Annotated in this window: 23 protein-coding genes and 1 riboswitch; of the genes, 2 read left to right on the top strand and 21 right to left on the bottom strand. The window is 68.4% G+C overall.

Annotated features, from left to right (window positions below):
- Window positions 1-7 precede the first annotated feature (7 nt).
- Window positions 8-1927, top strand: coding sequence for an ABC transporter ATP-binding protein/permease (locus QGN31_RS13380; RefSeq protein WP_008257000.1), 1920 nt, complete (start codon window positions 8-10; stop codon window positions 1925-1927).
- A gap of 147 nt (window positions 1928-2074) precedes the next feature.
- Here QGN31_RS13380 and QGN31_RS13375 read toward each other — a convergent pair whose 3' ends face one another.
- The 3 genes from QGN31_RS13375 to QGN31_RS13365 all read right to left on the bottom strand — a co-directional run bounded on the left by QGN31_RS13375 (window position 2075) and on the right by QGN31_RS13365 (window position 4942).
- Window positions 2075-3568 (bottom strand): FAD-binding protein, encoded by a 1494-nt coding sequence (locus QGN31_RS13375; protein WP_014384761.1) that lies wholly within the window; start codon window positions 3566-3568, stop codon window positions 2075-2077.
- 49 nt (window positions 3569-3617) lie between these two features.
- Complete coding sequence (locus QGN31_RS13370) at window positions 3618-4121, bottom strand: VOC family protein (RefSeq protein WP_009957622.1); 504 nt, start codon at window positions 4119-4121, stop codon at window positions 3618-3620.
- A 137-nt stretch (window positions 4122-4258) separates the two neighbouring features.
- Window positions 4259-4942: a TetR/AcrR family transcriptional regulator gene (locus QGN31_RS13365; RefSeq protein ID WP_014384762.1), complete on the bottom strand. Its 684-nt coding sequence runs from the start codon at window positions 4940-4942 to the stop codon at window positions 4259-4261.
- 122 nt (window positions 4943-5064) lie between these two features.
- On the opposite strand from QGN31_RS13365, the gene QGN31_RS13360 reads away from it, so the two are divergent.
- Window positions 5065-5511, top strand: a complete 447-nt coding sequence (locus QGN31_RS13360) for a nitroreductase/quinone reductase family protein (protein ID WP_014384763.1) — start codon at window positions 5065-5067, stop codon at window positions 5509-5511.
- A gap of 18 nt (window positions 5512-5529) precedes the next feature.
- Here the strand turns inward: QGN31_RS13360 and QGN31_RS13355 are convergent, their stop codons facing one another.
- The 18 genes from QGN31_RS13355 to QGN31_RS13270 form a co-directional block, all read right to left on the bottom strand.
- Window positions 5530-6207: an Rv1815 family serine proteinase gene (locus tag QGN31_RS13355; RefSeq protein ID WP_014384764.1), complete on the bottom strand. Its 678-nt coding sequence runs from the start codon at window positions 6205-6207 to the stop codon at window positions 5530-5532.
- Between the two features lie 94 nt (window positions 6208-6301).
- Window positions 6302-7237: a sterol desaturase family protein gene (locus QGN31_RS13350; RefSeq protein ID WP_014384765.1), complete on the bottom strand. Its 936-nt coding sequence runs from the start codon at window positions 7235-7237 to the stop codon at window positions 6302-6304.
- 31 nt (window positions 7238-7268) lie between these two features.
- Window positions 7269-7985, bottom strand: a complete 717-nt coding sequence (locus QGN31_RS13345; RefSeq protein WP_201408287.1) for an MgtC/SapB family protein — start codon at window positions 7983-7985, stop codon at window positions 7269-7271.
- A 123-nt stretch (window positions 7986-8108) separates the two neighbouring features.
- Window positions 8109-8426, bottom strand: a complete 318-nt coding sequence (locus QGN31_RS13340; protein ID WP_201408288.1) for a DUF732 domain-containing protein — start codon at window positions 8424-8426, stop codon at window positions 8109-8111.
- Entirely contained in the window at window positions 8423-9826 is a 1404-nt protein-coding gene (locus QGN31_RS13335) for a PPE family protein (protein ID WP_201409372.1), read from the bottom strand. The genes QGN31_RS13340 and QGN31_RS13335 overlap by 4 nt, the downstream gene beginning before the upstream one ends.
- Window positions 9827-9991: 165 nt before the next feature.
- Window positions 9992-11236: a PPE family protein gene (locus tag QGN31_RS13330; RefSeq protein WP_201409361.1), complete on the bottom strand. Its 1245-nt coding sequence runs from the start codon at window positions 11234-11236 to the stop codon at window positions 9992-9994.
- Between the two features lie 288 nt (window positions 11237-11524).
- Window positions 11525-11848: a DUF732 domain-containing protein gene (locus tag QGN31_RS13325; RefSeq protein ID WP_201359135.1), complete on the bottom strand. Its 324-nt coding sequence runs from the start codon at window positions 11846-11848 to the stop codon at window positions 11525-11527.
- Window positions 11849-11909: 61 nt separating this feature from the next.
- Window positions 11910-12236, bottom strand: a complete 327-nt coding sequence (locus tag QGN31_RS13320; protein WP_014380188.1) for a DUF732 domain-containing protein — start codon at window positions 12234-12236, stop codon at window positions 11910-11912.
- Window positions 12237-12292: 56 nt separating this feature from the next.
- Window positions 12293-13696, bottom strand: a complete 1404-nt coding sequence (locus tag QGN31_RS13315) for a PPE family protein (RefSeq protein WP_014380189.1) — start codon at window positions 13694-13696, stop codon at window positions 12293-12295.
- A gap of 67 nt (window positions 13697-13763) precedes the next feature.
- On the bottom strand, window positions 13764-15020 hold the full coding sequence (locus tag QGN31_RS13310; RefSeq protein ID WP_407937427.1) for a PPE family protein: 1257 nt from the start codon (window positions 15018-15020) through the stop codon (window positions 13764-13766).
- A 798-nt stretch (window positions 15021-15818) separates the two neighbouring features.
- On the bottom strand, window positions 15819-16988 hold the full coding sequence (locus tag QGN31_RS13305) for a PPE family protein (protein WP_136245311.1): 1170 nt from the start codon (window positions 16986-16988) through the stop codon (window positions 15819-15821).
- Between the two features lie 438 nt (window positions 16989-17426).
- Window positions 17427-17601, bottom strand: a riboswitch (M-box (ykoK) riboswitch).
- A gap of 84 nt (window positions 17602-17685) precedes the next feature.
- On the bottom strand, window positions 17686-19515 hold the full coding sequence (gene eccA5, locus QGN31_RS13300; protein WP_008257033.1) for a type VII secretion system ESX-5 AAA family ATPase EccA5: 1830 nt from the start codon (window positions 19513-19515) through the stop codon (window positions 17686-17688).
- Complete coding sequence (gene eccE / locus QGN31_RS13295) at window positions 19512-20711, bottom strand: type VII secretion protein EccE (protein ID WP_201407370.1); 1200 nt, start codon at window positions 20709-20711, stop codon at window positions 19512-19514. Before eccE ends, eccA5 begins: the two co-directional genes overlap by 4 nt.
- A gap of 19 nt (window positions 20712-20730) precedes the next feature.
- Window positions 20731-22554 (bottom strand): type VII secretion-associated serine protease mycosin, encoded by a 1824-nt coding sequence (locus QGN31_RS13290; RefSeq protein ID WP_201407369.1) that lies wholly within the window; start codon window positions 22552-22554, stop codon window positions 20731-20733.
- Window positions 22532-24043 (bottom strand): type VII secretion integral membrane protein EccD, encoded by a 1512-nt coding sequence (eccD, locus tag QGN31_RS13285; protein WP_020822616.1) that lies wholly within the window; start codon window positions 24041-24043, stop codon window positions 22532-22534. Before eccD ends, QGN31_RS13290 begins: the two co-directional genes overlap by 23 nt.
- 267 nt (window positions 24044-24310) lie before the next feature.
- Window positions 24311-25213: an ESX secretion-associated protein EspG gene (locus tag QGN31_RS13280; protein ID WP_008257042.1), complete on the bottom strand. Its 903-nt coding sequence runs from the start codon at window positions 25211-25213 to the stop codon at window positions 24311-24313.
- A gap of 107 nt (window positions 25214-25320) precedes the next feature.
- Window positions 25321-25605 carry a WXG100 family type VII secretion target gene (locus tag QGN31_RS13275; protein ID WP_008254256.1) on the bottom strand — a complete coding sequence of 95 codons (285 nt, stop codon included), beginning with the start codon at window positions 25603-25605 and terminating at the stop codon, window positions 25321-25323.
- Between the two features lie 41 nt (window positions 25606-25646).
- Entirely contained in the window at window positions 25647-25943 is a 297-nt protein-coding gene (locus QGN31_RS13270) for a WXG100 family type VII secretion target (RefSeq protein WP_003874404.1), read from the bottom strand.
- Between the last annotated feature and the right edge of the window lie 166 nt (window positions 25944-26109).

Genomic DNA, 26109 nt, shown 5'->3' with positions numbered 1-26109 from the left:
GCCGAAATTGGACTCGAAGCTCTTCAAACCGTCCATTGATTGGTCGTCGGCATTTCAGGACTCCCTGCGGTGGCTCGCCATCGCGTGGGTCATCGGTGCCGTCTGTCTGCTGGCCGCGCTGGTCGCAGCCAGGTACCTGACCCCGTGGGGCCGTCAATTCTGGCGGATCACGCGCGGCTACTTCGTCGGGCCGACCAGCGTCAAGGCATGGCTGGGACTCGGCGTGCTGCTACTGCTGGTGCTGTTCTCGGTCCGGCTCAATGTGCTGTTCAGCTATCAGAGCAACGACATGTACACGGCTTTGCAGGTGGCACTCAAGGGGCTCGCCACGGGCAACGAGGAAGTCAAACACTCGGGGATCCACAACTTTTGGGTCTCGCTGGGGATTTTCATCCTGCTGGCGGCCATCTTCATCGCCCGGGTGATCCTCGACATCTACCTGACGCAGCGGTTCATCATCGCCTGGCGCATGTGGCTGACGGGCCATCTCACCGACGACTGGCTCGCGGGCCGGGCCTACTACCGGGATCTGTTCATCGACAAGACCATTGACAACCCCGATCAGCGCATCCAGCAGGATATCGACATCTTCACCGCGGGGGTGGGCGGCACCCCGAACATCCCGTCCAACGGGACGACCAGCACCCTGCTGTTCGGTGCCGTCAACGCGGTGGCATCGGTGATCTCGTTCGCCGCGATCCTGTGGAACCTGTCCGGGGACTTCAATCTCTTCGGCGCGAACGTGCCGCGTGCGATGTTCTGGACCGTCCTGGTCTATGTCTTGATCGTGACGGTGGTCGCGATTTGGCTTGGGCGCCCGCTGATTTGGCTGAGCTTCAACAACGAGAAACTCAACGCCGCATTCCGTTACGCCCTGGTGCGGTTGCGCGACGCCGCGGAGGCGGTGGGCTTCTACCGTGGCGAGCGCGTCGAACGTACCCAATTGTGGCGGCGCTTCACGCCGATCATCGACAACTACCGCAGGTACGTGCGCCGGACCATTATCTTCAACGGATGGAACTGGTCGGCGACGCAGACCATCATTCCGCTGCCGTTGGCGATTCAGGCGCCGCGCCTGTTCACCGGGGAGATCGCCTTCGGCGATGTTACCCAGACCGCGCAGGCTTTCGGCAACATCAACGACTCACTGTCGTTCTTCCGCAACAACTATGACGCGTTCGCGGCCTTCCGGGCGGCGATCATCCGGTTGCACGGCCTCGTCGATGCCAACGACAAGGGGCGCGCGCTGCCCACCATCCTCGTCAAACCCAGCGAGGAGACCGCCGTCGAACTGCGCGGCATCGAGGTGCGCACGCCGGAGGGCGACCAGCTGGTCGACTCTTTGGACATCCAGCTCGACCTGGGCGACAGCCTGGTGATCACCGGACGCTCCGGAGCGGGCAAGACGACGCTGCTGCGCAGCCTGGCCGAATTGTGGCCCTACGCCTCGGGAACGCTGTGCCGTCCGGATGGCGACAACGAGACGATGTTCTTGTCGCAGTTGCCATATGTGCCGCTCGGCACGTTGCGCACCGTCGTGTGTTACCCGAATTCGCCGGACGGCGTCGCCGATGACCAACTGCGCGACGTGCTCACCAAGGTTGTTCTGGCGCCGCTCATCAGCCGGTTGGACGAGGAGCAGGACTGGGCCAAAGTGCTGTCCCCCGGCGAGCAGCAGCGCGTCGCGTTCGCGCGCGTCCTGCTCACCCGGCCGAAGGCGGTCTTCCTCGACGAGGCGACCTCCGCGCTGGACAGCGGCCTGGAATACGCGCTGTACCAACTGGTTCGGGCGGAGCTGCCGGAATGCGTGCTCGTGAGCGTGAGCCATCGGCCCGCCGTCGAGCAGCACCACGAGCAGCAGCTGCACCTGCTCGGCGGCGGCGCGTGGCAGCTGGGGCCGGTCGAAAAGGAGCCCGCGCAGGTCTAGCGGCTACGCTGCTCCGGCGCTGGGTCGTCGCGCGCCTACGCTCCCCCGGCCCTTCGGGCCGCGTGCGCTCCGGCGCTGGGTCGTCGCGCGCCTACGCTCCCCCGGCCCTTCGGGCCGCGTGCGCTCCGGCGCTGGGTCGTCGCGCGCCTACGCTCCCCCGGCCCGCCGCGCCGCGTGCGCTCCGGCGCGGCGCCCGAAGAACGAACCCTCACCCAGCTGTGTCCCGCTGGCGTAACCCTTGCCGTCCTGGGCGAGGTTTGACGCGCAGGCGCCGGCGGCATACAGGCCGGGCACCACGGTGCCGTCGTCCCGTTGCACCTCACCGTCGACGGTCACCGCGAGGCCGCCGATCGTGAAGCCCGAGTACATCGCGCGGCCGAGCGACAAATCGAACACCGCCCACGGCCCATTGTCTTGCGGCGCAAGGAATTCCGGCTGCTTGTGGAAATCGGGATCCTCACCGGCGGCGGCGAACTCGTTGTAGCGGTCCAGCGTGGCCGCGAGGTTGCCGGCCGGGATGCCAAGCGCGGCTTCCATTTCCGCGATCGTCTCGTAGCCATCGAGGAAACGGATCAGCGGCATCGCGGGCATCTCGGTGTGCGCCTCGTCGACGATCAGGTAGGCGGTCTGCTCCGGCTGCTCGAGCACGAACGCCGAGGTGCGCGAATGGTAGGAGTCCTCGGCGACGAAGCGCTTGCCCTCCTTGTTGACGATGACACCGGTCAGCAGGATTTCGGGCGGGTAGGCCGCCGCGGTGATGAACAGCTCGTCCATGTGCTTGGTGGCCCCGCCCGCCGAGACCCCCATCCGGATGGACAGCCCGTCGTCGTTGGGGTTGCCCAGGATGTAGGGCGCCGCCAGCCCGTGATGCTTGGTGCGCCGCGGCTGGCCCAATGCGGGAGTGTGCTCGGCGACCATCTCCGGATTCATCGCGAAGCCACCGGCCGCGATGATGACGGCCTTGGCCTTGATGGCGCCCGTTTCGGTGAAGTGCTTCCAGGCGACGCCGACCACGGCGCCGTCGTCGTCCAGGATCAGATTGGTCGCCCGGGTCTCATAGCGGGTCTGCACGCCCAGGGCGTCGGCGCGTTTCACCAGCAGGTCGATGACCATGGCCGCGCCGCCCAGCTCGCCGGGGACCGGCACGGAGTGCCCGCGCGGCGCCGGCTTGGCCCGCTCGCAGAAGGGCCACACCTTTTCGTTGCCCGTGTAGCTGAGGCCCTCGGTGCCCGGCGGCACGACGACTTTGCCCGGGTAGTAGCTGCGCTCGAACTGAAAGCCCAAGTCTTCCAGCCAGTTGAAATGCTCGACGCTGCCGTCGCAGTAGGCGCGGATCTTGTCGAGTTCGGGCTCACGCGACACCTCGACGAGGTACTTGTACATCTCCTCGGCGGAGTCGTCCTGGCCGGTCGCCTGCTGCACCGCGGTCCCGCCGCCGAGGTAAAAGTGCCCTCCGGCAAGGGAAGTGGTGCCGCCGGCCGCGGCCGCGCGTTCGAGCACCAGCACCCGCGCCCCTTCGGCCGCCGCACTGACCGCGGCGCAGCCGCCGGCGATGCCGAAGCCGATCACCAACACGTCGACCTCGTCGGACCACGACGTCACGTCGTTGGCGCTGACTGTTGGCGGTATCTCGGTGCTCATTGGCGCCACTCCTCCTGATCGCTCTGCTTTGCATCGTCGCCGGCGCGGCTCATCGCCGCTGCTCCTGTTTGATGTAGTCGTAAAACGCCCTCATTTCGGGCGCGATGTATGCGAACTCCACAAACGGCACGCCCGCCTGCGGCGCCGCGACGTAGGCGAATTGGATTCCGCCGGGCATCACGCCTTGCTGCACGACCGCGGCGCCCCGCTCGGCGGCCTGGACCAGCGCCGCCTCGAATTGCTCGGGGCTTTCAGCCTCCATGCAGATGTGGTGCAAACCGGCCCCGCACTCGCGCAAAAAGTCACTATAGATGTTCTCGCCCCGCACCGGTTGGATCAGCTCCAGCTGCATGTCGCCGAGATAGCTCAGAGAGATGCTGGCGATGAAATCGGCGGGCTTGCCGTGATAGCTGCAGGCGTCCGGAGCAAAGTGCACGTCGGGGATGCGCACCCACTTCCTGACGCCTAACAGGCCGGTGAGCGCCGTTTCTGTCGCGTCGAGGTCGGTGGTAACCCAGGCGATCTGCGTCGGCGATTCGAGAAGAGGGGTCATCGTCTCGCACAATAGTCCAGCCGCCGCGCCGCCAGAAAGGGGCCGAACGACTTTGCCATGCCGAATCGTTCCCCGCCCGAAATCCCGGGGTGAACACGTTCTAATTCGCGCCCCTGTCCCGCCGGCGCTCCAAGGCGTCAATGCTGGGCGAGCACGTCCACCAGGAGTCGCACCTGGGTGTCGAAGATCGCTTCCGGGTCGGTCAGGGTGTCCGCGCCGTATTGCCCGAACACCTCCAGGCTGATGGCACCGAGCACCCCGGCCCACAACAAAAAGCACTTGGCAAGCACCTGATCGTCACCGGGAAATCCGAATTCGTGCCGGATGCGGTCGAAGTCCGACGACATCGGTTGCGGCGCAAGGTCATTGGTCAGGCGAATGTCCCCGGTGGCGATTCCGGACGCGACGGCGTCGAACAAGGCCGCGACGACCCGGGTGCCGACGGCCACCGTGCGCTCCGGAGGCGCGTGATAACCGGGGACCGGGCTGCCGTACAGGAGCGCCCAGCACGCGGGGTGCGCGACGGCCCACCGCCGGGTCGCCCTCGCGATGGCGATGACGTCGTCGCTCCACAGTTCTCCCACGGTTTCGCGGGCGCGTTCCACGGTGTCGGCCAGGTCGGAATAGGCGTCGACCAGCAGCAAGGTCAGCAACTCGTCGCGGCTGGCGACGTACCGGTACACCGCCGAGGACACCATGCCCAGGTCGCGGGCTATCGCGCGCACCGACAGTCCGGCCGCACCGCGTTCCACCAGCTGGCGGCGACCGAGTTCGATGATGCGCGCCTCGATCTGTTCCCGCGACTGCTGGCGTTTGCCCACGCGGTCAGTCTGACACAACCGAGAACGCTGCTCTTGCTTTCCGAACCGGGGTGTGGCAGCGTCATCAAACGCGAGAGCGCCGCTCTCGTTAATTCCGAGGAGCTTCGCCGGAAGGACCCGCCATGCCCACGCGCTATGAAGAGCCGAACCGGGCCGCCCGCGCGGCCAACGTGGTGATCCGCTGGCTTGCCGACGCGGGCATCAGCATCGCCGGCACCCGTGCGCTGCGCGTTCGTGGGCGCAAGTCGGGCAAGCAGCGCGCGGTCGTGGTCAACCTGCTGACCGTCGACGGGGTGGACTACCTGGTCTCGCCCCGCGGCGACACCCAGTGGGCGCGCAACGTCCGGGCCGCGGCCGTCGTCGAGGTGGGTCCCCGGTGGCGCCGGCACCGCGTTCGCGCCACCGAGGTCGACGACGCGGCCAAGCCCGAGCTGCTGCGGCGCTACCTGTCCCGGTGGTACTGGCAGGTCAAGGACTACGTCGCGGGGCTGACGCCGGACAGCAGCGACGAGGAGTTCCGCGCCGCGGCGCCCACGATTCCGGTGTTCGCGCTGACCAAGGCGGGCTGACGGCGTCCGATCGGGGCCCTAACGGGCGTTGTCCCGCGCCCCGAGATCCTCGCGAACCTGCTGCGAGGTGGCCCCCCACGACACCGCCGCCGGGAAGTCCCCCCACACGCTGTTGAAGATCCCGACGAGCTGTCCCGGGCCGCCACCGGGCGCCAGATACACCGGCCCGCCGGAGTCGCCGTTGTGGCTCTGCACGCCGTTGGACATGGTGAACCAGCCGTTGTTCACGCTCTGCACCGTCCCGCAGGTCTCCCCGGTGATCACGCCGTAGTGACAGATCGGCTGCCCGGGCGCCAGCGCCAGTCCGGGGTCGGAGACCAGCGGACGCCCGCTCGGCAGGATGTTGTTCGCCGTGACGTCGTTGTCCAGCACGATCGCCTCGTAATCGTTGATCACCTGGCTCGTGGACACCGTCGTCCCGCTGGGGGTGTTGTCCCGGAAGGCCGCCAGGCGGCCGATGACGGTGCCGCCCCGATCCGTGACCACTCCGCCCCCGCCGCGGCAGTGCCCCGCGGTGAACGCGACCTTCAGGGCCGGGTCGACGTATCCCAACGTGCAGACGCGGTTGTCCTGGCGTATCTCCATGCCCGGATACACCAGGACATCGGCCTTTGCCGGCGCGGCCGGCAGCAAGGAGGCGAGCGCGGCGACAGTAACCGACGCGGCGAAGGCGCGCGTTGCCAGGCGATGCACCATGAACTCCGATCCATCGGGCGGACACCGACGGGAGGTCGAGGTTACGGCGTAACCGTCCTCCACGTTCAGCTTTTCGCGCCGCGCAGCGCCGATGTTACAGAGAGGTCACGAGCGCGGCGGCGGCATCGGTCTGGCCGGCGGTGCGCGGGGCCCAGCCGGGCGGGCCGAACACGTAGCCCAGCCGGTCCCGCAGCCGGGTCGCGGTTCGCCAGTCGCGGGCGATCGCGACGTATTCGCGCGTCTGCAGCTTCCAGATGTTGAAGGTGTCCACCTGCTTCGTCAGGCCGTAGTGCGGGCGGAACAGCTCGGGCTGGAAGGTGCCGAAGAGCCGGTCCCAGATGATGAAGATGCCGCCGTAGTTCTTGTCGAGGTACACCTTGTCCATTCCGTGGTGCACCCGGTGGTGCGACGGCGTGTTGAAGACGAACTCGAACGGCCGCGGCAGCTTGTCGATGCGCTCGGTGTGGATCCAGAACTGATAGATCAAGTTCACGGAGAAGCTGAAGAACACCATCCACGGCGGGATTCCCAACAGCGGCAACGGGATCCACATCAAGATCTCGCCGCTGTTGTTCCACTTCTGGCGCAGCGCGGTGGCGAAGTTGTAGTACTCGCTGGAGTGGTGGGCCTGGTGGGTCGCCCAGATCAACCGCACCCGGTGGGCGATCCGGTGGTAGGCGTAATACAGCAGGTCGACCCCGAGAATCGCGATCACCCACGTGTACCAGCGGGCCACCGACAGGTGCCACGGCGCCACGTAGGCATAGATCGCGGCGTAGCCGAGCAGGGCCAGGGTCTTCCAGCCGGCGGTGGTGGCCACCGAAACCAGCCCCATCGAGATGCTGGTCAGCGAGTCGCGGGTGCGGTGCGCCCCCGACGGGGGCCGCGCGGCGTCGGCCGCGAGGTGTTCCAGCTTGCGGGCCGCGGTCCATTCGAGGGTCAGCAGCAGCAAGAAGAACGGGATGGCGAGCAGCACCGGGTCCCGCATCTGCGGGGGCAAGGCGGACAGGAAGCCGGAGAGGGCGCTCACACAGGTAAGACTACGACGGCCGCCGCGCCGCTCAGCGACGATCGTCGGTCTGCACGTCGTCGCCGGCGTACCACTGGACCGCGCGAACGCCCGGCAGCAGGGATAGCTCGGCCACCAGCCGCTCCAGCCGGGCGGGGGCGTCGCCGTCCATCAGCAGGTGGGCGGTCAAGGTGATCTCGTCGTCGGCCGGATGCCCGGTGTGGATCCCGCGAAGCGTGATGTCGTTGCCACCGGCGTGCTGAACGATCTGGGCGCGCGCGTATTTCTCGTGCTTGGGGCGGCAGACCACCTGCACCAGATAGGGCACCAGGCTTTCGTCTTCGTCGGCACTGTTGTCGCGGTCGATCAACCGGCCGAGAGGGCGCCCCAGCACGTGAATGCCGATGACCGTGCCGGTGCCGATCAACGCGAAGACCAGGTGCCCGGAAGCGGCCAGCACGCCGATGGCCGCCGAACACCACAGGGTGGCGGCGGTGTTGAGGCCGCGAACGTTGACGCCCTCCCGCAGGATCACGCCACCGCCGAGGAAGCCGATGCCCGACACCACATAGGACGCGACCCGGGTCGGGCTGGAATCCGACGTGGCCGCGGCGTACAGGACGAACAGGGTTGCGCCGCCGGCAACCAGCGCGTTGGTGCGCAGGCCGGCCCGACGGGCCCGCCACTGCCGTTCCAGGCCGATGAGGGCGCCGCAACCCACGCCGACGCCCAGGCGGAGCGCGAAATCGACGGCGCTCAGCGTTTCCACGACACGCTCCTTCCCGGTGGCTCGACGGCGAAGGGAGCTAACCAAATCCGGGTTAACCGCAAGTGGAGCCCAACCGAACCGCCGACGTCGGGAGGTATCCCCCCGCGGGCGGCGAGTCTCAGGCTAACCGGCTTTGGGCGTGATGTGGTGGGGGCAGTAGGCGCTCGAGGCGAGGGCCGCGAACTTGGCGGCGGCGTCCATCGTCATCCCGGGGTTTTGATCCTTGATGTCGCTGACGACCTGCAAACCGGTTTCGCCCCGGCCCATCAACCCGCACACGGCCTTGGCGGAGGTGATGACTTGGCTGGGGCTGCTATAGGTGATGCCGGAACTCTCGAGGTTGGCCAAAAACGCGGCATCGTCACCCTCCGGCTCGGCGTGCGCGGGCGCCGCGAAACCGATCACGCCGGCGGCGCCGAGCAGCGCAGCGAAACGTTTCATGCCGATCCCGCCTTTCCGAGCCGGGCGTCGGGCAACGTCACCTTCGGCTTGTCTCCGCTGGACACGTGCACGGCGTGGATGCCCGGCTTTTTCGACAATTGGTCGAGCAGATCGTCGAGTCCGGACTTGTCGACGTTCCAGTGCTGCACGGCTTCCGGTTGTTTTTGCAGCTTGGCGATGACGTCGTCGAGTTTGACGGGCTCGGCGGCCTTCGTCGCTCCCGCGGCGCGGGCCCGCACGCCCCCGCCGCTCACGACCTGCGGCGTGACGGCGCCAAGGGCGCCTCCGGTCAGGCTGCCCAGCGCCATCTGACCGAGCAGGCTGCCCGGGATTCCGGCCGCGGGCGCCGCGGCGATGCCGGCGCTGGGCGCCAGGCCGCTGGCCAGCCGGATCGCCGGGGTGGCCGACGCCCAGGCCGGTGGCACCGACAGCTTGCCCACCACGTTCGCCTCGCCCATGCCCGCCGATACCGCGCTGGTCAGGCCCGCGCCGGCCGACCGCATCCCGAGCCCGGCCCCCAGCGCGGACTTCGGGATGTCCAGGCCCTCGACCGGCAGGTTGTAGAACATCTTGAACTCGGTCATGGCGAGGTTGATCGGGCTCATGCTGTCGTTGGCGACGGTGCTGAACCGGCCGATGTCGGCGAGGATCCCGAAGGTGTTCTGCCACGTCGTCCCGGCCAACGGCGACCCGGTCAGGGTGTTGAGCACCTGGTCCCAGAACTCCATGTAGCCGCGGGACGCGTTGCCGATGGCCTCGAGCAGGTCACTGAAGATACCCGACGGCGGGGCCACCGCGTCCGTGGCCGCGGCGGTGCCGCTTGCCACGCCGGTGGCCTCGCCCAGCGCGGCCGCCTGCGCGGCGATCCCGGTTTCGTTGGTGGTCTGGGGCGGCTCGGTGAACGGTGCCAGTCGCGTGGCGGCCGCCGACGCGCCGGCGTAGGCGTACATCGCGGCGGCGTCCTGGGCCCACATTTCCGCGTATTCGGCCTCGGTGGCGGCGATCGCGGCGGTGTTCTGCCCGAAGGCGTTGCTTGCCAACAGCGTTGCCAGCCGGACGCGGTTGGCCGCGATCTCGGTCGGCGGTACCACCGCCGCGAAGGCGCTCTCGTAGGCGCCCGCGGCCGCCGTGGCCTGCACGGCCGCCGTCTTCGCCTGCGCCGAGGTCTCCGACATCCATGCCACGTAGGACGCGGCCGCGGCGGCCATCGCGACCGCCGACGGGCCGGCCCACGCCTCGTTGGCCAGGCCCTCGACGATCGCACCGTAGGACGACGCCGTGGACTGCAGCTCGGCGGCCAACGCGTCCCAGGCGGCGGCGGCCGCCAGCATCGGTCCCGCCCCAGGGCCGGTGTACATCTGGCCGGAGGTGATTTCGGGTGGCTGCACTGCGAAATTCATCGGCGTGCCCTTCCCGCGCCAGCCGGGCCGCTGGCCGCCGACGAACCGGGAGTGCCGGCAAACATGCCGTGAATCGCCGACGTTCGCGGCGGTGAGGTCACCGAAGACATCGGTCATCCCCCGCGGTCCGCTGGATCAATGCCATTGGTGTCATGTCAAGGCCCATCAATCCGCCGGCACCACGATGATCGTGGCGGTGGTCGCGACGCCGTCGGCGGCCGCCGCGGCGACGCCGGTCGTGCCGTTGCTGACGGTGCGCACACCCGCGCCCGCCAGCGCGCGTCCGGCCACGCTCGCCATGGCCATCTCGCCGAACATCGCCCCCTGCGACGTGGCGGTCATCGCCGGGACGGCTCCTAAACTCGCGCCCGGCAGTACCGACGCGACCGTCTTCATGACGGGCGCGGCGGTGGCCCAGCCCTGCGGAACCGACAGGGATCCGACCAGGGTCGCGCGGCCCATCGACCCGGCCACGCCCCCGATCTCCGGTGTCACCGCGGAGACGTAACCGCCCCGCAGCGGCGCAAGCGGCGACAGCCCCCCGGCGATGGCCCTTCCGCCGCCCAGCAGTTCGGCGACACCCGGTGCGTTTTGGGACAGACCCAGGGCCTGCAGCGACAGCAGCCACCATCCGCCGGGCACGATGATCGCGCCAATGGGGCTGTACGCGCCGGTGACGGCCGCGAAGAAGGGCCGCAGGGCGGCCGTGATGGGGTAAATGGCTTCGATGATCGATGCCGCCGGCGTCGCCGCCGCGGCCGACGGGGTCGCCGCCAGTCCTTGCAGCATCGTCGGCGTCACGTTGATCAAGGCCGACAGCTCGGACGGGATGTCCGAGGCGGCACTTTGCGCGATCGCCGCGGATTGTCGTGCCACCGCGGACGAATCGGTGGTCCGCGGCGGTTCGGTGAAGGGCGTCAGCCGCGTGGCCGCCGCCGACGAGGCGGCGTAGGCATACATCGCCACGGCATCCTGGGCCCACATCTCGGCGTACTCCGCTTCGGCCGCCGCGATGGCCGCGGTGTTCTGGCCGAGGATGTTCGTGGCGATCAGCGTCATCAAGAGACTGCGGTTGGCGGCGATCACCGGTGGGGGCACCGTCGCCGCGAACGCGGTCTCGTAGGCCGCGGCGGCGAGCCTGGCCTGGGTCGCCACCTGCTCTGCCTGGGCGGCCGTCGCCGTGGCCCACGCCACGTAGCGCGCGGCCGCGGCGCTCATCGACGCCGCCGCCGGTCCCAGCCAGGACCCGACGGTCATGCCGGCGATCGTCGAGCTGTAGGCCGCCGCGTAGGAATACAGTTCGGCTCCCAGCGCATCCCATGCCGCGGCGGCGGCCAGCAGGGGCCCCGATCCGGCACCCACGTACATCCGTCCTGAATTGACCTCTGGTGGCAGCGCCCCGAAGTCCACCCGTTGCCTCCCGTCCTCCTCTGGCGCCAGGGTAGGAGCGAATATGCGGCCTTCCCGCAAACAAGCCACGGCTCAAATGGAATTCATGAGATTCGCCGGGGCGGCATATGTGTATTCCATGTGTTGCACCGGCGCCGCTCCCACGCGTCCTTCGACCGAGAAATTCTCAGGATCGGCGTTCGGCACCGGAGCCGGCGCCACCCGTCGCGGATGCCCGTGCGGTGAATATTCGCTAGGCGCACGGGATTTCGGTGCGGCAGATGCGCACGGCCGCCGTGGGCTACGGAGCTATCTTTTGTTAAGCTGCTGCGGGCAATAGAATTTCGCCGCGATCGCCAGGAACGACGTCGCGTGGTCGTCGGTGAGTCCGGGGTTTTGGCTCTTCAATTCGTCCACCATTTGGGGACCCAACTCGCCGTTTGCCATCGACACGCATACGGCTTTGGCGAACTTTATCGCCCCATCCGGGGTCGAGTACGTGATGCCGGCGCCGCGCAGCGACACAAGAAAAGCGGCCTCGTCGCCCCCGGTCGTCCCCGGGTCACTGTGCGCGAGCGGGGTCGGACCGAGGACGACCGAAACGCCGACGCCCAGCGCCGCCAGCAGTCTCATGACTCGCGATTCTCCCATGCGGCGACGAGGCATTCGGCCGCCCCGGCGGACGGCCGACGCGTCAGGCCTTGGAGAGTTGGTTGGGGCAGTAGAACTTCGCCGAGAGGACAGCGAAATTGGACGCCATCTCCATGTCCATCCCGGGGTTGCGGGTCTTGACGTCGTGGACGACCTCCAAACCGGGTTCGCCGTTGTCCAGACACGAGCACACGGCCCGTCCGGCGGCGACGGCCGAGCCCGGCGTGGCGAAGCTGAACCCGGCTTGCCGCAGCGCCGCGATGAAGCCTCCGTCGTCAGCGCCCGGTTCCGGCCCGGGATCGGCGTGAGCCGGTGCGGCAAGGCCGATCGTCGCGAAGGCACTCAGGAGCGCCAGTAGTCGTGTCATCACTCATCACCTTCCGTCATCACGCGCGGTCGCGCCGTGAACACCGATTGCCTTGTCCCCTAACCCAACTGGGCGTCCGTCGGTAGGACCTTGGACTTGTCCCCCTTCTTCAGATGCACCGCGTGGATGCCGGGCTTCTTGGCCAGCTGCTCGAGCAGCGCGTCGAGGTTTTCCTGATCGACGTTGTGGTGCTGCACGCTTTCGGGCTTCTCCGAGATCTGCGCGACAAGGCGTTTCAGCTGTTCGGGCGATTGCTTGTCCTTGAGGTCCTTGATCGCGGCCATCCGGTTGCGCACCCCGCCGCGGACCACGGTGGGCGCCCCGGAGCCCAGCCCGCTGCCCAGCATCCCGGCCAGGCCCATCGAACTGAACAGGCTTCCCTCGCCCAGTGCCGCCGCCGGTACGGCCTCGGTCCCGGCGGCCGACAGGGCGGCGGCGACGGTCCTGACCGACGGCGTGGCCGTGGCCCAGCTGGGCGGGATCGAGAGCTTGCCCACCAGGGTGCCGGCATTGCCCATGCCGGCGATGGGGTTGATCGCGCTGTACAGCGTGCCCCGACCGAAGCCCAACGCGCCGAGCCCCGCGCCGAGCGCGTCCTTGGGCAACGCACCGTACGCGATGGGAGGGGCGAATTTGAGCCACTGCGACAACGGAAAGTTGACCAACAGGCCGACGTCGTTGAACTGGGTGGTCAGGCCCAGCGGCACCTTCACGGCGTTGTACATCGCGGTGTAGAAGCTCGCCCCGCCCGGGACGGTGTTGAAGAGATTGGTCATGAACGTCTGGTAGAGGTACGCCAGGTTCGCCGCGCCGGAGAAGGGCCCGCTGTAGGGCAGCGTGGTGGTCGCCGCCGTCGCCGCGGCATTCGCCACGTTGGCGGCGGGGGTGCTGGCGGCCGACGTCACCGCGGCCGCTTGCATCGGTTCGGCCGCCGCGTTGGTGGTCTGGGGCGCCGGGCCGAACTCCGTCAATTTGTTGGAAGCGGTCGCCGAGGAGGCGAAATAGGTGTCCATCGCCGTGGCGTCCTGCGCCCAGAACTCGCCGTATTGGGCCTCGTTCACCGCGATCGCGGAAGTGTTCTGCCCGAAGAGGTTCGTCGCCACCAATTGCGCCAGCAGCGCCCGGTTTTCGGCGATCACCGCCGGCGGCACATGGGCGGCGAAGGCCGTCTCGTAGGCGGCCGCCGCCTCGGTGGCCTGGGTCGCGGATTGTGCGGCGGCGGCGGCGGTTTGCTGCATCCAGGCCACGTACGGGGCCGCCGCGGACGCCATGGCCAACGATGACGGACCCGCCCAGGGCCCGGCGGTCAGGCTCGAGATCGTCGCCGCATAGGACGTCGCGGTGGACTGCAATTCGGTGGCCAGGCTCTGCCAGGCCGTCGCCGCTGCCACCAGCGATCCGGCGCCCGGACCGCTGTACATCCGGCCCGAATTGAACTCCGGCGGAAAGGCTCCGTAAAACAACCCTGCTACCCCCTGCCTCGACATTCGAGCGAAAGCGACTGGCGGCCATGCGGTTTGGTCATCGCGGTCATTCCTCGATGCAGGGGATCACGATGATGGTGGCTGCGGCCGGATCGGCTTCCGCGGCAACACCGCCCAGCGCTCCCATCGCCGTCGCGGCGCCGCCGACCGGACGGGTTGCGGCGGCCGCCACGGCGCGTCCGGCCAAGCTCGACAGGGCCATCTGGCTGAACACGCCCTCCTCGCCGGCCAACGCGGCCGGCGCCGCCGCCAAGTTCGTCGGCAACCCCTGGGCGAGCGTCCGTATCGCCGGGGCGGCTTCCGTCCAGCCCTGCGGGACCGACATGCCGCCGACCAGAGCGGCTTTGCCCATCGACCCCGAGACCTGCCCCGCCCCGATCGCGGAGCTGAGCATGGGCTTGACGGCGTTGGCGCCACTGGTGAGCGGGGCCAACGCGCCCGAGATGGCTTTCGGCCCAGCCAGATAGGCGGCCGCACCCTGCCCGTTCTGTCCCCAGGCGTACGCCTGGCCGAACGACAGGAACGGGCCGCCGGGGATGGTGGTCCACGACTGCGGCGAGTACACCCCGGTCACCACCGACCAGAACTCGTTCCAGTTGGTGATGAAACTGGGCGTCGTCAGTTCGGCGGACGACGTTCCCGACGAGCCGGCGTTCGCCACGGATTGCGCCGCAGGCTGCAGCGTGCCGCTCAGCTGCGACAGCTGGGTGACGGTGTCGGAGCCGGACTGCCCGCCACTCTGGGCGACCGCGGCGGCTTGGGCGGGCCCGGCCGAATCGTTGGTGGTGCGCGGGGGCGGTGCGAACGGGGTCAGCGCCGACGCGCTCGCCGAGGACGCCGCATAGCCGTACATGGCGGCGGCGTCCTGCGCCCACATCTCCATGTAGTGGGCCTCGGTGGCGGCGATCGCCGGGGTGTTCTGGCCCAGGATGTTGGTGGCGACCAGCGTGGCGAGCAGGGCGCGGTTGGCCGCGATCACCGGCGGCGGCACGGTGGCCGCGAACGCCGCCTCGTAGGCGCCGGCGGCGAGCTTGGCCCGCGCGCCGGCCTCCTCGGCCTGCGCCCCGGTGGCGTGCATCCAGGCGACGTACGGGGCGGCCGCGGCCGCCATCGCCAGCGACGAGGGGCCCGTCCAGGGGCCCGTCGCGAGCGTCTCGATGGTCGAGCTGTACGACGCCCCCGTCGTCTGCAATTCCGCGGCCAGCTCGTCCCAGGCCGCGGCGGCGGCCAGCAGCGGGCCCGATCCCGCGCCGACATACATTCGGCCCGAGTTGTATTCCGGCGGGTACGCGCCGAAGTCCAGCATTCAGGACCTCCTCGAGTCTCGGCCACGCCGAGCGCGGCATCGCGGGCTCGACAAATTCGCGCCTGGAAGGGAATTCACGAAACAAGCCTTCGAATGCGGGCGCACATTCCGTGGGTTGGAAGACAGCAAGCCCTACTCTCCTAGCTGCAAACCGGCGCCATAAAAGGCGGACGAATGAGTAGTCAAGCCACGCTGCTATCGCAATGAAGATGTTGCACCGTTGGTATTCAGGCGGCGTTCCCGCCAGGTAAAGCCGTGTAAAACATCGATGTCGCGGCCTTCGGGACCGGTGTGAGAACGGCGCATGAGATCCTTTCGATTAGTGGCGCAAATCACCCGGTATGCGCCCGTCGGGCAGGTTGGGCGTGCTGACGTATTGCTTCGAAGGTGTCCGCATTGAGACGCGACGCGACCGCCAAAAAACTTTCTTTATCGACGATGAGTTTTCGCTTTCGGAATAGCCAAAGGCGCGATTCCGCGCCATTTTCGCGAAATGCGATTAAGCCCCAGTTCGAGCCGACGGCGTCGTCATCGCCGAACTGGCGGGTGTGGTCACGCTGTGTCGTACGGTCTGTTCATACCACTAGACGCGGCCAGCCTGCCGTGCCGCTGGTGGGCCACTGACAATTTCCTGTGGGACGAATTCCCGTAGGGCGCAGCGGCTTTCGGGTGTGACACAGACCTCTCGACGCACCGCGGCGCTGCGGTCGGCACCGCGAATTTTTCCATGTGCCGTTGTAAAGATCCGGGCGGTAACGGTTTTCGGCCAAAGCCAAGGGCGCTCGTGCCGGAGACCTACCCGGCGGCGGGCGGGCGCACCACGAAGTTCGGCCGGAATCCGTACTGCGGGACGGCGCGTCCGAGTCCGTGGTTGCCCATGGGGCTGAACGGCATTCCGGGCATGCCGGCCGCCATCGCCGGGGGCGGGGCCACCATCGGGGTGCCGCCCAGCGCCGACGGCAACGGGCTGGCGACCGGCGCGGGCGGGGCCCAGCTCGGCGGCACCGACAGCGGGCCGACCAGGGACGCGCGGCCCAGTCCCGCCGAGACCGACGCGCCGGCATTGCCCACGCCCGCCAACCCCGATAGTCCCTGGGCGCTTGTTCCGATGCCGGTCGCCACCGGCGCGCCGCTCGCCAGGTCGTTGAGGGCGCTGGTGCTGGCGCCGATCAGCGTCGAACTCGTCACGGTCTGCACCACCTGCGCCGGGTCGAGCGCGCCGGTCGACGTGATCGTGTTCCAGAAATTGCTGTTCGGGTCCAGGATCGACGACAGGCCGGACGTCGATCCGGTCGACGATTCCGTCGGCGACGACAGGGTCTGCAGCGCGTTGGGCACGGCGGTGTTCAGCTGCGACACGGTCGCCTGCTGGTTTCCCGCGGAGGTGCCGGTCGCCTGGGCGACCGCGGCGGCCTGGCGGGCTTGGCCGTCCTGGCTGGTGGTTTGCGTGGGATCGGTGAACATGGGCAGGCGAGTGGCGGCGGCCGAGGAGCCGGCGTAGCCGTACATGGTTGCCGCGTCCTGGGCCCACATCTCGCCGTACTGCGCCTCGGTAGCCGCGATGGCGGGCGTGTTCTGGCCCAGCACGTTGGTGGCGATCAGCGTCGCGAGCTGTGCGCGGTTGGCGGCGATCGCCGGCGGTGGCACGGTGGCCGCGAACGCGGCCTCGTAGGCCGCGGCGGCGGCCTCGGCCTGGGTCGCGGCCTGCTCGGCTTGGGTGGCGGTCGTGCTCATCCACGCCACGTACGGCGTCGCGGCCGCGACCATCGCCGCCGATGCCGGGCCGTGCCATTCCTCGCTGGTCAGCGAAGAGAGCGCCGACCCGTACGACAGTGCGGCCGAACGCAATTCCGCGGCCAACCCGTTCCACGCCGACGCGGCAACCAGCATCGGGCCCGACCCAGGCCCGGCATACATACGCGCGGAGTTGATTTCGGGTGGGAGCGTTGCGAAGTCCACGAACATTTCGGGCCCCTCCCCTAGCCGGCCGCGATCGTGTCGGCCAGCGCCCGCGCCTCCGACGTGCGGCGCGCGGCGTCGACGCTGAATTGTGTTGAGGCCAGCGCTGATAACTCAGTCACCGCGTGGCAACACGACATGGGAAACGACATCGGAGTTCTCCTCACAGCAGAGACCGAACTCAGCCGTGGTTCGCCCGAATCAGGCTAATTCCGCGCACACTCGCGCACGCACGCGTAATGCGTTGGCGTGCGCGAGAATATGTGGAAGGAGCCGATTCAGGCTACGAAACGTGGCCGGGGTCGGATCGCAACGAAATGGTCATCGATCTGGGATACGGACTATCACCGGGACTCATTCCGCTCTCACCTCCTCGCGGCCAGGGCATACGGGGATGCCATACGTTGCACGCGGGGATAGGCACCCAACGCGAGAATCGTTGGGCGCGCACCCCTCTCGTCAGAGCTTCGGCACCACACGGCGTATCCGGTCACCAGAGCCGGAAGCCACTTGGGCTCAACCCTTAATCCGGGAGGAGCTGTCCTGACCCTGGGCGTCTCTCGACGTTCGAGGTCAGTGGCCTATGTCCGTGCAGACGCCTCACCTAGCGAGGTGCTTGCACAGGCCATGGTGGCACTCGGGCTACGCCGAGTCAAATTGACGTGCAACACAACCGCCTACCAGCGCGTAGCTGCCTGGCCGGTTAGTTCGCCTTCTCGGCGACCGCCGCGTTCAGGCCCTCGGCGAGATCCTCGCGGGTCAGCTCCTTGAACCGCAGCAGTTGGCGCTCGCTGAATTCGGTCACGTCGCTGGCCAGGACCGCATCCAGGTCCTCGTCGTCCAGGCGGAAACTGCGGTGATCGCGGGCCTTTTCCACCACGTTGCGCACGAAACCGGCATTGCCCAGCGTGTCGATGCCGCGGATGAGATCGCCGTCTTCCGAATACGTTTCGTCGAGATAGAACTTGGTGTAGGACGGCAGGAGGGCCTGCGCCGATTCATCGGTGATGACGTCTTCGTTTTCCTGGCCCATCAACCGGGTCAGCGCGACCAGTTCGTCCGGGGTGTAGCTGAAGAACTCGATCACCGTCGAAAAGCGCCGCCGCAGACCCTGATTCACTTCGAGCATCTTGTCCATGGCCTTGGCGTAGCCGGCCCCGAAGACGACCAGCTCGTCGCGGTGGTTCTCCATGTACAGCAGCAACGTGTTGATGATCGCGTTGCCGTAGGGGTCGCCCTGCTGGTAGCCCTTTTCGTGCAGGGTGTGCATCTCGTCGAAGAACACCGCGCCGCCCAGGGCGCCCTCGAGCATCTCCTCGGTGTTCTTCTCCGCGTCGGCCATGTACCGACCCAGCAGCTTGGTGCGGCTGGTCTCGACCACCACCGGTTTGCGCAGCACCGTCAACCCACACAGCTGCTTGCTGAAAGCCCTTGCCACCGAGGTCTTTCCGGTTCCCGGTGGACCGAGCAGCAAGGTGTGGCGCGACGTCACCGGCACCGGCAGGCCCATCTTGGCGCGCGCCAGGTTCACCTTCGTCGTCGACTTGATCAGCTTGATCTCCCGCTTGGCCCGCTCCATGCCCAGCATGGCGTTGAGCTCGGCATCGCCCTCGGCCAGGTACTTCGCGGCCTCCTCGGCGTGACGGGCGGCCTCCGCCTCAGCGCGGGTGGGCGCGCTGTCGGGGTCCCACGGGTCGGTGCGGGCCTCGATCGTCTCGGGGTCGGTCAGGATCAGGCGATAGTTCGGGTTGTCCAGCGCTTCGCGCGCGGGGGTGAACTTGGGATCACGCGAATAGACGCGCCGCAGCAGCTCGACGGCCTCGTCCTCGCGGCCCAGGTGGCGCAGGCACATGCCCTGCGTGTACAGCGCGATGTTGGCCGCGCCCGGTACCCGGTCGCCTTCGATGGCGTCCTGGCCGCGGCGCAACGCCTCTTCGAACACGCCGAGCGAGGCCAGGGCGGTGGTGGCCATCGCCGCCCCCGCGGCCTTCAGCTCGGGCTGACGCCACCCCTTGCCCTCGGAGAATTGGTTGAGCACGTCCGGCCACCGCCCGGTGCGGAAGTACAGCACGCCGCGCACGTAGCTGACCAGCTCCTCGTCGAAGGCCTGGCGGGGTTCGACGCCGTCGAGCAGCTTCGCCGCTTCCGCATAGTGTTTGGCCTCGGCAAGCACGGCCGCGTAAGCGCACGCCAGCGACTCCACGCTGGTCACCGCCAGCCGCAGGAACAGCCCGTCGGAGACCTCCGGGCGGAACTGCAACTCGGTGACCCCGAGGCGGCGGGTCTCCCACCCGAACGTCCGGATCGACGACCAGGCACCGGCGAGCACGTCGAGGCTCTGCTCCCCCGCCAGCATCCGCGCCAGCCAGGCGTCGCACATCGACGGGTCCAGGTTGGTCGCCGTGGTGAACATCTGCGACGCGACCTGCGGGTTGTGGCTGGGTTGCAGCCCGTTGACCGACACGCCCGACGCCAACAGGCCGGCGACCATCGCGTTACGGGCGCCTTCGGCGGTTGATTGGGGCCTCGTCATTGCGCTACAGGTACGCCCGCCGAGCTCCCTCGCAGCTGGTCGACGGACAGCGAGAGCTCATCGTCGTCGGCGCGCAACGGACGGCTCGGCACGGATAGCAGCGGGCGGGCCGTCGGGGCGGGCAGGCTGGCCCGCACCGCGGCCAGCTGACGACCGGTGAGGCGGTTCAGCCCCGACGACACGTTTCGGCGCAGCCGCTTCTCGGTGTGATAACGCACCCACGCCGACACCTGCGGACGGCCGCCGCGAGACGTGAGCCGGATGGTCAGCACGGTGGCGAAAGTGTCGTCCTCCCAAAGCTCCTCGAGCTTGTCGGTGGTGATGTCCGACGGCGTCAGCCACAGGCTCGTCACGAACCCGTTGAAGTGCTTGAGGCGGCGCCATCCCGGACGGCTCCACGTCGGCTCCAGGTCGGCGAGCACCGCGCGGTCGACTTCGGCGAGTTCCTCGGCGGTCAACGGCCTTGCCGCACAGGTCAGGCCGTCGAGATCTTGGGCGAGCCGTTCGGTGGCCGCCACCAGGGTCGACGCCAGCGAATCGCGGGCCGCCACGGCGGCCACGTTGCGCTGCGGGTTCATCCGCAGCACCAGCCAGGTCCTGCGCACGTAGGAGGTGGGCTTATCGTTCGCCACCTCCCATTCCTTGGGGCCCCAGTCGTCGAGCTTGGACAACTCGGCGGCATTCCCGCCGCGGCGCACCTTCACCGACACGATGTCGATGTCGTCGAGGTGGATGTCGAACTGGCGCAGCCCCGAGGCGACGGCCTGCACCAGCAAGGTGGGCCGGGACGACCGGTGGCGGTGGCGCGACGCCGGGTCGTCCTCGCCGCCGTTGACGGCGATCACCGTGACGAGCTGGCCCTGGTACTCGCGCACGCCGACCTTGTCGCGGCCGAATCTGCGTTGGTGATCGATGGCCGGGGTGCAGCCGGCGGCCAGCGCGGAGCCCGGGTCGGCGGACCAATCCCACAGCCAGGTCGCAATCCCCGACGTCACCGTCAGGCCGTGGTAGGTGACCAGCGACAGCAGCGCGACCAGCACGGCCAGACCCACCCCCACCCAGAACGCGATGCGGTAGGTGCCCTGCCAGGACTCCGGGCAGTGGCTGGCCACCGCCATGATCACGACGTCGACCAGGAACACCGTGGTCAGCCGCGACCACGACAAAGACAACCCGAACCTGCGCTGTGCCTTCATGAGTGCTGCTGCTCCGCCCCTATTGCTGTTTCCGTGATCGCTTCATCAGCATCGCCGTGCCGAACACCCCGCCGCCGATGAGCAGCGCCACGAACAATCCTCCGGCGGCAACCCATACTGGCACCATATCCCGCGGCGGGGCGGGTTTCGGAACGGTCAGCGGCGCCGACAGCTGCTGCGGCGGCTTCACCGGACCGTCGGGCACGTCCCAGGTCAGCGCCGCGACCGGGTCGACGACCCCGTGCCCGACCTGGTTGTCCACCCCGCGCGCGGGCGCGCGGGCGGTGCGCGTCAGCCGGTTGATGACCTGATACGCCGACAGCTGCGGGAATTTGGCGCGCACCAGCGCCGCCACCCCCGACACGATCGCCGCGGAGAAGCTGGTGCCGGACGGAACCAGCAGCGTGTTGTCCGGTCCGTCGATCGCGTTGATGAGCCCGTCGTCCCGCGGCGACAGCCCGACGACGTCCGTCCCGGGCGCGGCGATGCCCACCCACGGCCCGGCCACGCTCGTCGACGCCTGGCCCTGATTGCCCTGGCTCAGCGGGCGCCCTTCTTCGTCGACGGCGCCGACGGTCAGGACGTAGTCGCTGAACCAGGACGGCGTCACGACGGTGGTGACGGCATTCCAGTTGCGAGGATCGTTGGGCTGCAACGGATCATGAGGCGGGTTCTGCTTGCAGTCCTTTTTGCTGGTGTCGCCGGCCGCGGCCACGATGACGACGTTCTTGTCGACCGCCGCGTAGCGGACCGCGGCGCCCAGCGAGCGCTGGTCGATGACGTTGCGCGCGCTCATGCATGTCACGTCGGAGATGTTGATGACCGACGCACCCATGTTGGCGGCGTGCACGATCGCCCGCGCCATCGTCTGGACGTTGTCGATCTTCGCCGACGTCTGCGGATCCTCATCGCCGGTGTAGGCGTCCTTGAGGCCGAAGGCCTGGCTGGACTGCCGGATCGCGATGATGTCGACGTCCGGCGCGATCCCGCTGAATGCGTCCGGTCCGCCCTTGGTGGGTGCGGGTGGCGGCGGTGCCGGCGGCGGCGGGTCGAGCGGGCGCGGATTGTCGACCGTGACCACGTGCCCGCCACCGGAGTAGCCGGGGATGGTCACCGTGCCGGTTCCGTGGTTGCCCGCCGGGGCCTGCCCGCCTTGCGACGGCCCGGGGGGCGGTCCGCCGGGCTGCGGCGGCGCCGGTGGCGGCGGGGGCGCCCCGAAGGGGCCTGGAGCAGGCTGCTCCTGGGGCGGCGGGGGCACCATCGTCACGGTCTGGGGCAGCGGCGACAGGGTCACCGTCTGCGGCGGCGGCGCTTTCGGCGGCGGCTCCGTGGTCGGAATGGTGACCGGCTTGCGCGGTGCCGCCGGCGGTACCCCGGCGCCGTTGGCCGGCGCCGCGCCGATCATCGACGCCACGAGGGTGCCGTGCGCGTCGCAGTCGGACAGCCCGTCGCCGGACATGATGTAGTCGCCACCCGGGATCAGGTGCGGAAACCGCGGATGCGGCGTGACGCCGGTGTCGATGACGGCCACCTTCTGGCCGGCGCCGCGACCGAACTGCCACGCCTCCTGCAGGTTCAGCATGTCCATGTATTTGGGCTGCAGCCGAAAGTCGGTCCCGGGCAGCACGCCCACCTCGGTGCAGTACGAGTTCTGCTTCATGGGCGCGCCCGGCCCGGGTGGGCCGTCCGGCGGCACCGCCGCCGCGTCGATCGTCGGAGGCGAAATCGCATAGGCGGGCGGCAGATTCGCCAACGCGCCCGAGGCGAGCAGGGCAGCGGCGACGGTCGCGGCGGTCGCGCGGCCACGCCACACTTGGCGGTCAGCGATAGCGGATTGCTGCATAGACATTCATCAACCACAATGCCAGCGGGAAAATCGGCATCAGGCAGAGGTATTCAATCCATTCCACGAATTTGCGGAATAGCGGGCTGTAGACCGTGTTCGGCACCACGGCCGCGGACGTCAGCCCCGCCGCCGGCACCAGAACCAGAATCGCCGCGCAGATCGAGACCGCAAGCGAAGACTGCAACACGAGCGCGTACCGCACCACGACGGCACCGACGATCAGCACGCCGGTTCCGGCCAGGGTGATCGCCTGCCAGCGGTCGACGTACGAGCGGCCGCGCAGCAACAGGAATCCCGCGCTGAAGCCCGCCAGCAGGACCGGCAACCAGCGCTGCCCGGTGTGCGGGTCCGACAGGGCGGTCAGCGAGACGACCATCAGCACGCCGAGCCCGATCAGCAAACCCGACAGGAAGGAGCGGGCGCGTTCGGCCTGCGTCAGGACGTCGCGGACCGAGGCGGGTCCCTCCAGAACGGGGGGGCCTCCGTCGTTGCGCACCACGGTGGTGGGCAGGTCGGGCCGGGCCTCGAACACCCATCGGCTGGTGGCCGACGGGAAGACGGGCAGGCGGATGCCGGCCAGCCGTCGTGAGATCGCCGGTGCGCTCTGGTAGATCAGAACCGACACCAGCACGACGCAGGTCAGCAGCGTCACGGCGCTGGTCATGGCCACCATCCGCGCCAACGCGGCCACCGCCGCGATCGAGCTGACGGTGACGATCGCGGTGTAGATCGACAGCCGACGCCCGGTGAAACGCAGCGCGAGGATCGCGGCGATGGTGAGCACGCCGAAGCCCAACACCGCGTGGGGCGACCCCACACCGCCGGGCGGCGCGGCCGCCGCTGCCACCGACACCGGCGCGAGGCTGCTCAACAGCATGGTGTCGGCGACGCGCCGCTCCTGCAGGGTGCTGGCCCGCATCAACAGCAACAGCGAAACGCCCAGCATCAGCGCGCCGATCACGCCCGCGTAGACGGTCGGCAGCCACGAGTTGTGGTGCCAGCGCCACCAGCCCAGCAAACCGGTCGCGGCCGTCACCCCGATGGCCACCATCGACGCACCGACCTGCACGGCAACCACCGGGTCGATGGCGGCGAAGCGCTTGCTGAGGTTCGCCGCGACCGCGGTGGAGATGTGCTCGATGACCTGCGAGCGGTGCTCGGTGTCCGGGATGAACCGGATCCACAACCGGTCGCCGTCGTAGACGTCCTGCTCGCTCAGCGATTGGGTCGCCCGCAGCGGCGAGCCGTCCACCAGGCACAAGGCCCACCGGCCGCGGCCGGTGGCCTCCAGAGGGGCCTCGCCGAGCTCGCGGAGCCGGCTGTTGACGACCTTCAGCAACGGGTCGGTCATCACCGAGACGGGGGCGTTCGCGTCCAGCAGGACGCCGATCTGGACGCCCGTGCCGGCCATCACGCCGACGACGACCGCCTGGGGCTGTGAGATGCCCTCTACATCAGGCTGTGGTACTTCAACGACCGCAGTCATCGCCTTGCACTCCCTACCGTGATGAATGTGTGAGCCCGTGCCGCCGTTCGCGTGCCGGCCGGCGCCGGTGTTCTCGCCGAGGTGCTGCGATCCCCCGCGCAGCGCATTCCTACTAATTGGAATTCCATCTGCCTCGCCTTGCGATTAAGAGTTGTGGTTGACACCGGTTTTCAGTTTGCTGATGCCTTGACAGAAGTATGCCGTGTTCGCAGCTCAACCGCATGTTGAGTGCGACCACATTGATGAAATCTGTGTTTCGCGCGAAGGTCACACCCTGCTGTGAGTTTTCCACTCGCCGTAGGGAAGGGTGTCGAGCACGGTTTTGACGCCGACCTGCACCAACTGCGGGGTTGCCGGGCAGATGGCGAGCCACGCCTCTCCCGAACCCGCGGTCCGGGCTTGCTGGTAGAGCGCGATGCGGCCGCCGGAGCCGTCTTTCAGCGACAGCACGGACGCGCTGGGCCCCTTGGCGTCGTCCTGGTACTGGCGGGCGTACACCGCGACCTCGGCGGCGGGGTCCGACAACGCCTGGCCCAGCGCGGCGACGGTGGCGGCGCTGATGCCCATCCGGCGCAGGTCTCCGCCGGAGAACACGTTGAAACCCGACTCCTGCCAGGACTTCGTCGCTTCCAGCATCTCCTCCAGCGGCACGTTGACCGCGTTGATCGCGGCGGGCTCGGCGTGGTGGATGGACTCCAGCGCGTCGATCACCAGCGACGCGATCGAGGCGCTGTCCGCGACGGCGACGTCGTCGACGGTGATCTCGCCGCCGACCCGAACCGCCGACACCCAGTGCTGGCCGCGACGCGCCAGGACCACCCGAAACTCGTTGTCGGGGATGTCGCGCGAGCCCGGGGGCTGGTTCTCGTCGTCGAGGACGCCGTAAGCCAGCTTGCCCCGCGACAGCAGCGCGACGACCTCGAGGTCGGGCGCGGCGAGCACCTTCATCCGGGCGGCCACGTGCTCGTTGACCTCGTCGTTCTCGACGATGCCCTGCTCGCGCATCACCGCCATTCCGGGATGCTCGTTGAGCCAGTCGTTCGAGTCGGTGGAAACGTAGGGCCGGCACCGCAACTCCGGGGCGACGTGGCGAATGTCCAGCAGCGCCTGGAGCATCCAGAAGCCGTCGACGTTGACGGTGATGTCGGTGCGGGTGCTCTGTTGGTCCATCAAATCCTCAACTGGTCCCTGGGTAGGTCAAGCTCACACTGCACGGTAACCGCAGGACGCGGCAGCACACCGACGGGTGGTGTGCTGCCGCGCCTGTGGTCGAGGCGTCAGGCCCAGCTGGACCCGACGGCGCTGTCGGTGCTGGCCATGTTGTTGCCCGCGGACTGAACCTTTTGTCCGTGGGAGTTGGCCTGCTCGTAGATCACCTGGAAGTTGCGACCCAACTGGGTGATGAACTCCTGGCACGCGACCGAACCGGCACCGCCCCAAAAGTCGCCGGCAGCAAGCACATCGCGAATGATGGCCTGGTGCTCGGCCTCCAAGGACGCGGCCTGGGCGCGGATCAGGGCGCCGTGGGCGTCTACGTCGCCGAACTGGTAGTTAATGCTCATTACATGGCTCCTTAAAAGTGTTGGGCAGCAGCAGTTCTGGGCTAGCTGCTGAGGATCTGCTGCGAGGCCTGCTCTTGCTGCTCGTAGTTGTTCGCGTCGCGGATCAGCCCGTCGCGCACCCCGTGGAGCATGTTGACGATGTTGCGGAAGGCCTGGTTGACCTGGCCCATGGTGTCATACGACGTCGCCTGCGCCTGGCCGCTCCAGCCCGCGCCCGCGATGTTCATCGACGACGCCCACATCTTGCGAGCCTCGTCCTCGACGGTCTGGGCGTGGACCTCGAAACGGCCCGCCATCGCCCGCATCTCGTGCGGGTCGGTCATGAAACGTGTTGCCATGTCGGCTGTCTCCTTATTTAGCTAATGAATGGGTGATGTGCTCTAAGACGGTGGCCGGATCGTTTACGGATTACGCAACCGCCGTGCCGAACAGATAGAAATAACCCCCCCTTTCCGTCAGCCGGCGGCCACCGGGCGTTGTCACGGTGAGACGGACGTCAGACCC

It is taken from the genome of Mycobacterium sp. 2-64, from assembly GCF_035918375.1.
Classification (GTDB): Bacteria; Actinomycetota; Actinomycetes; order Mycobacteriales; family Mycobacteriaceae; genus Mycobacterium; species Mycobacterium intracellulare.
The sequence above is the reverse complement of the archived record's forward strand: the minus strand, read 5'-3'. Positions and strand labels throughout refer to the sequence as shown.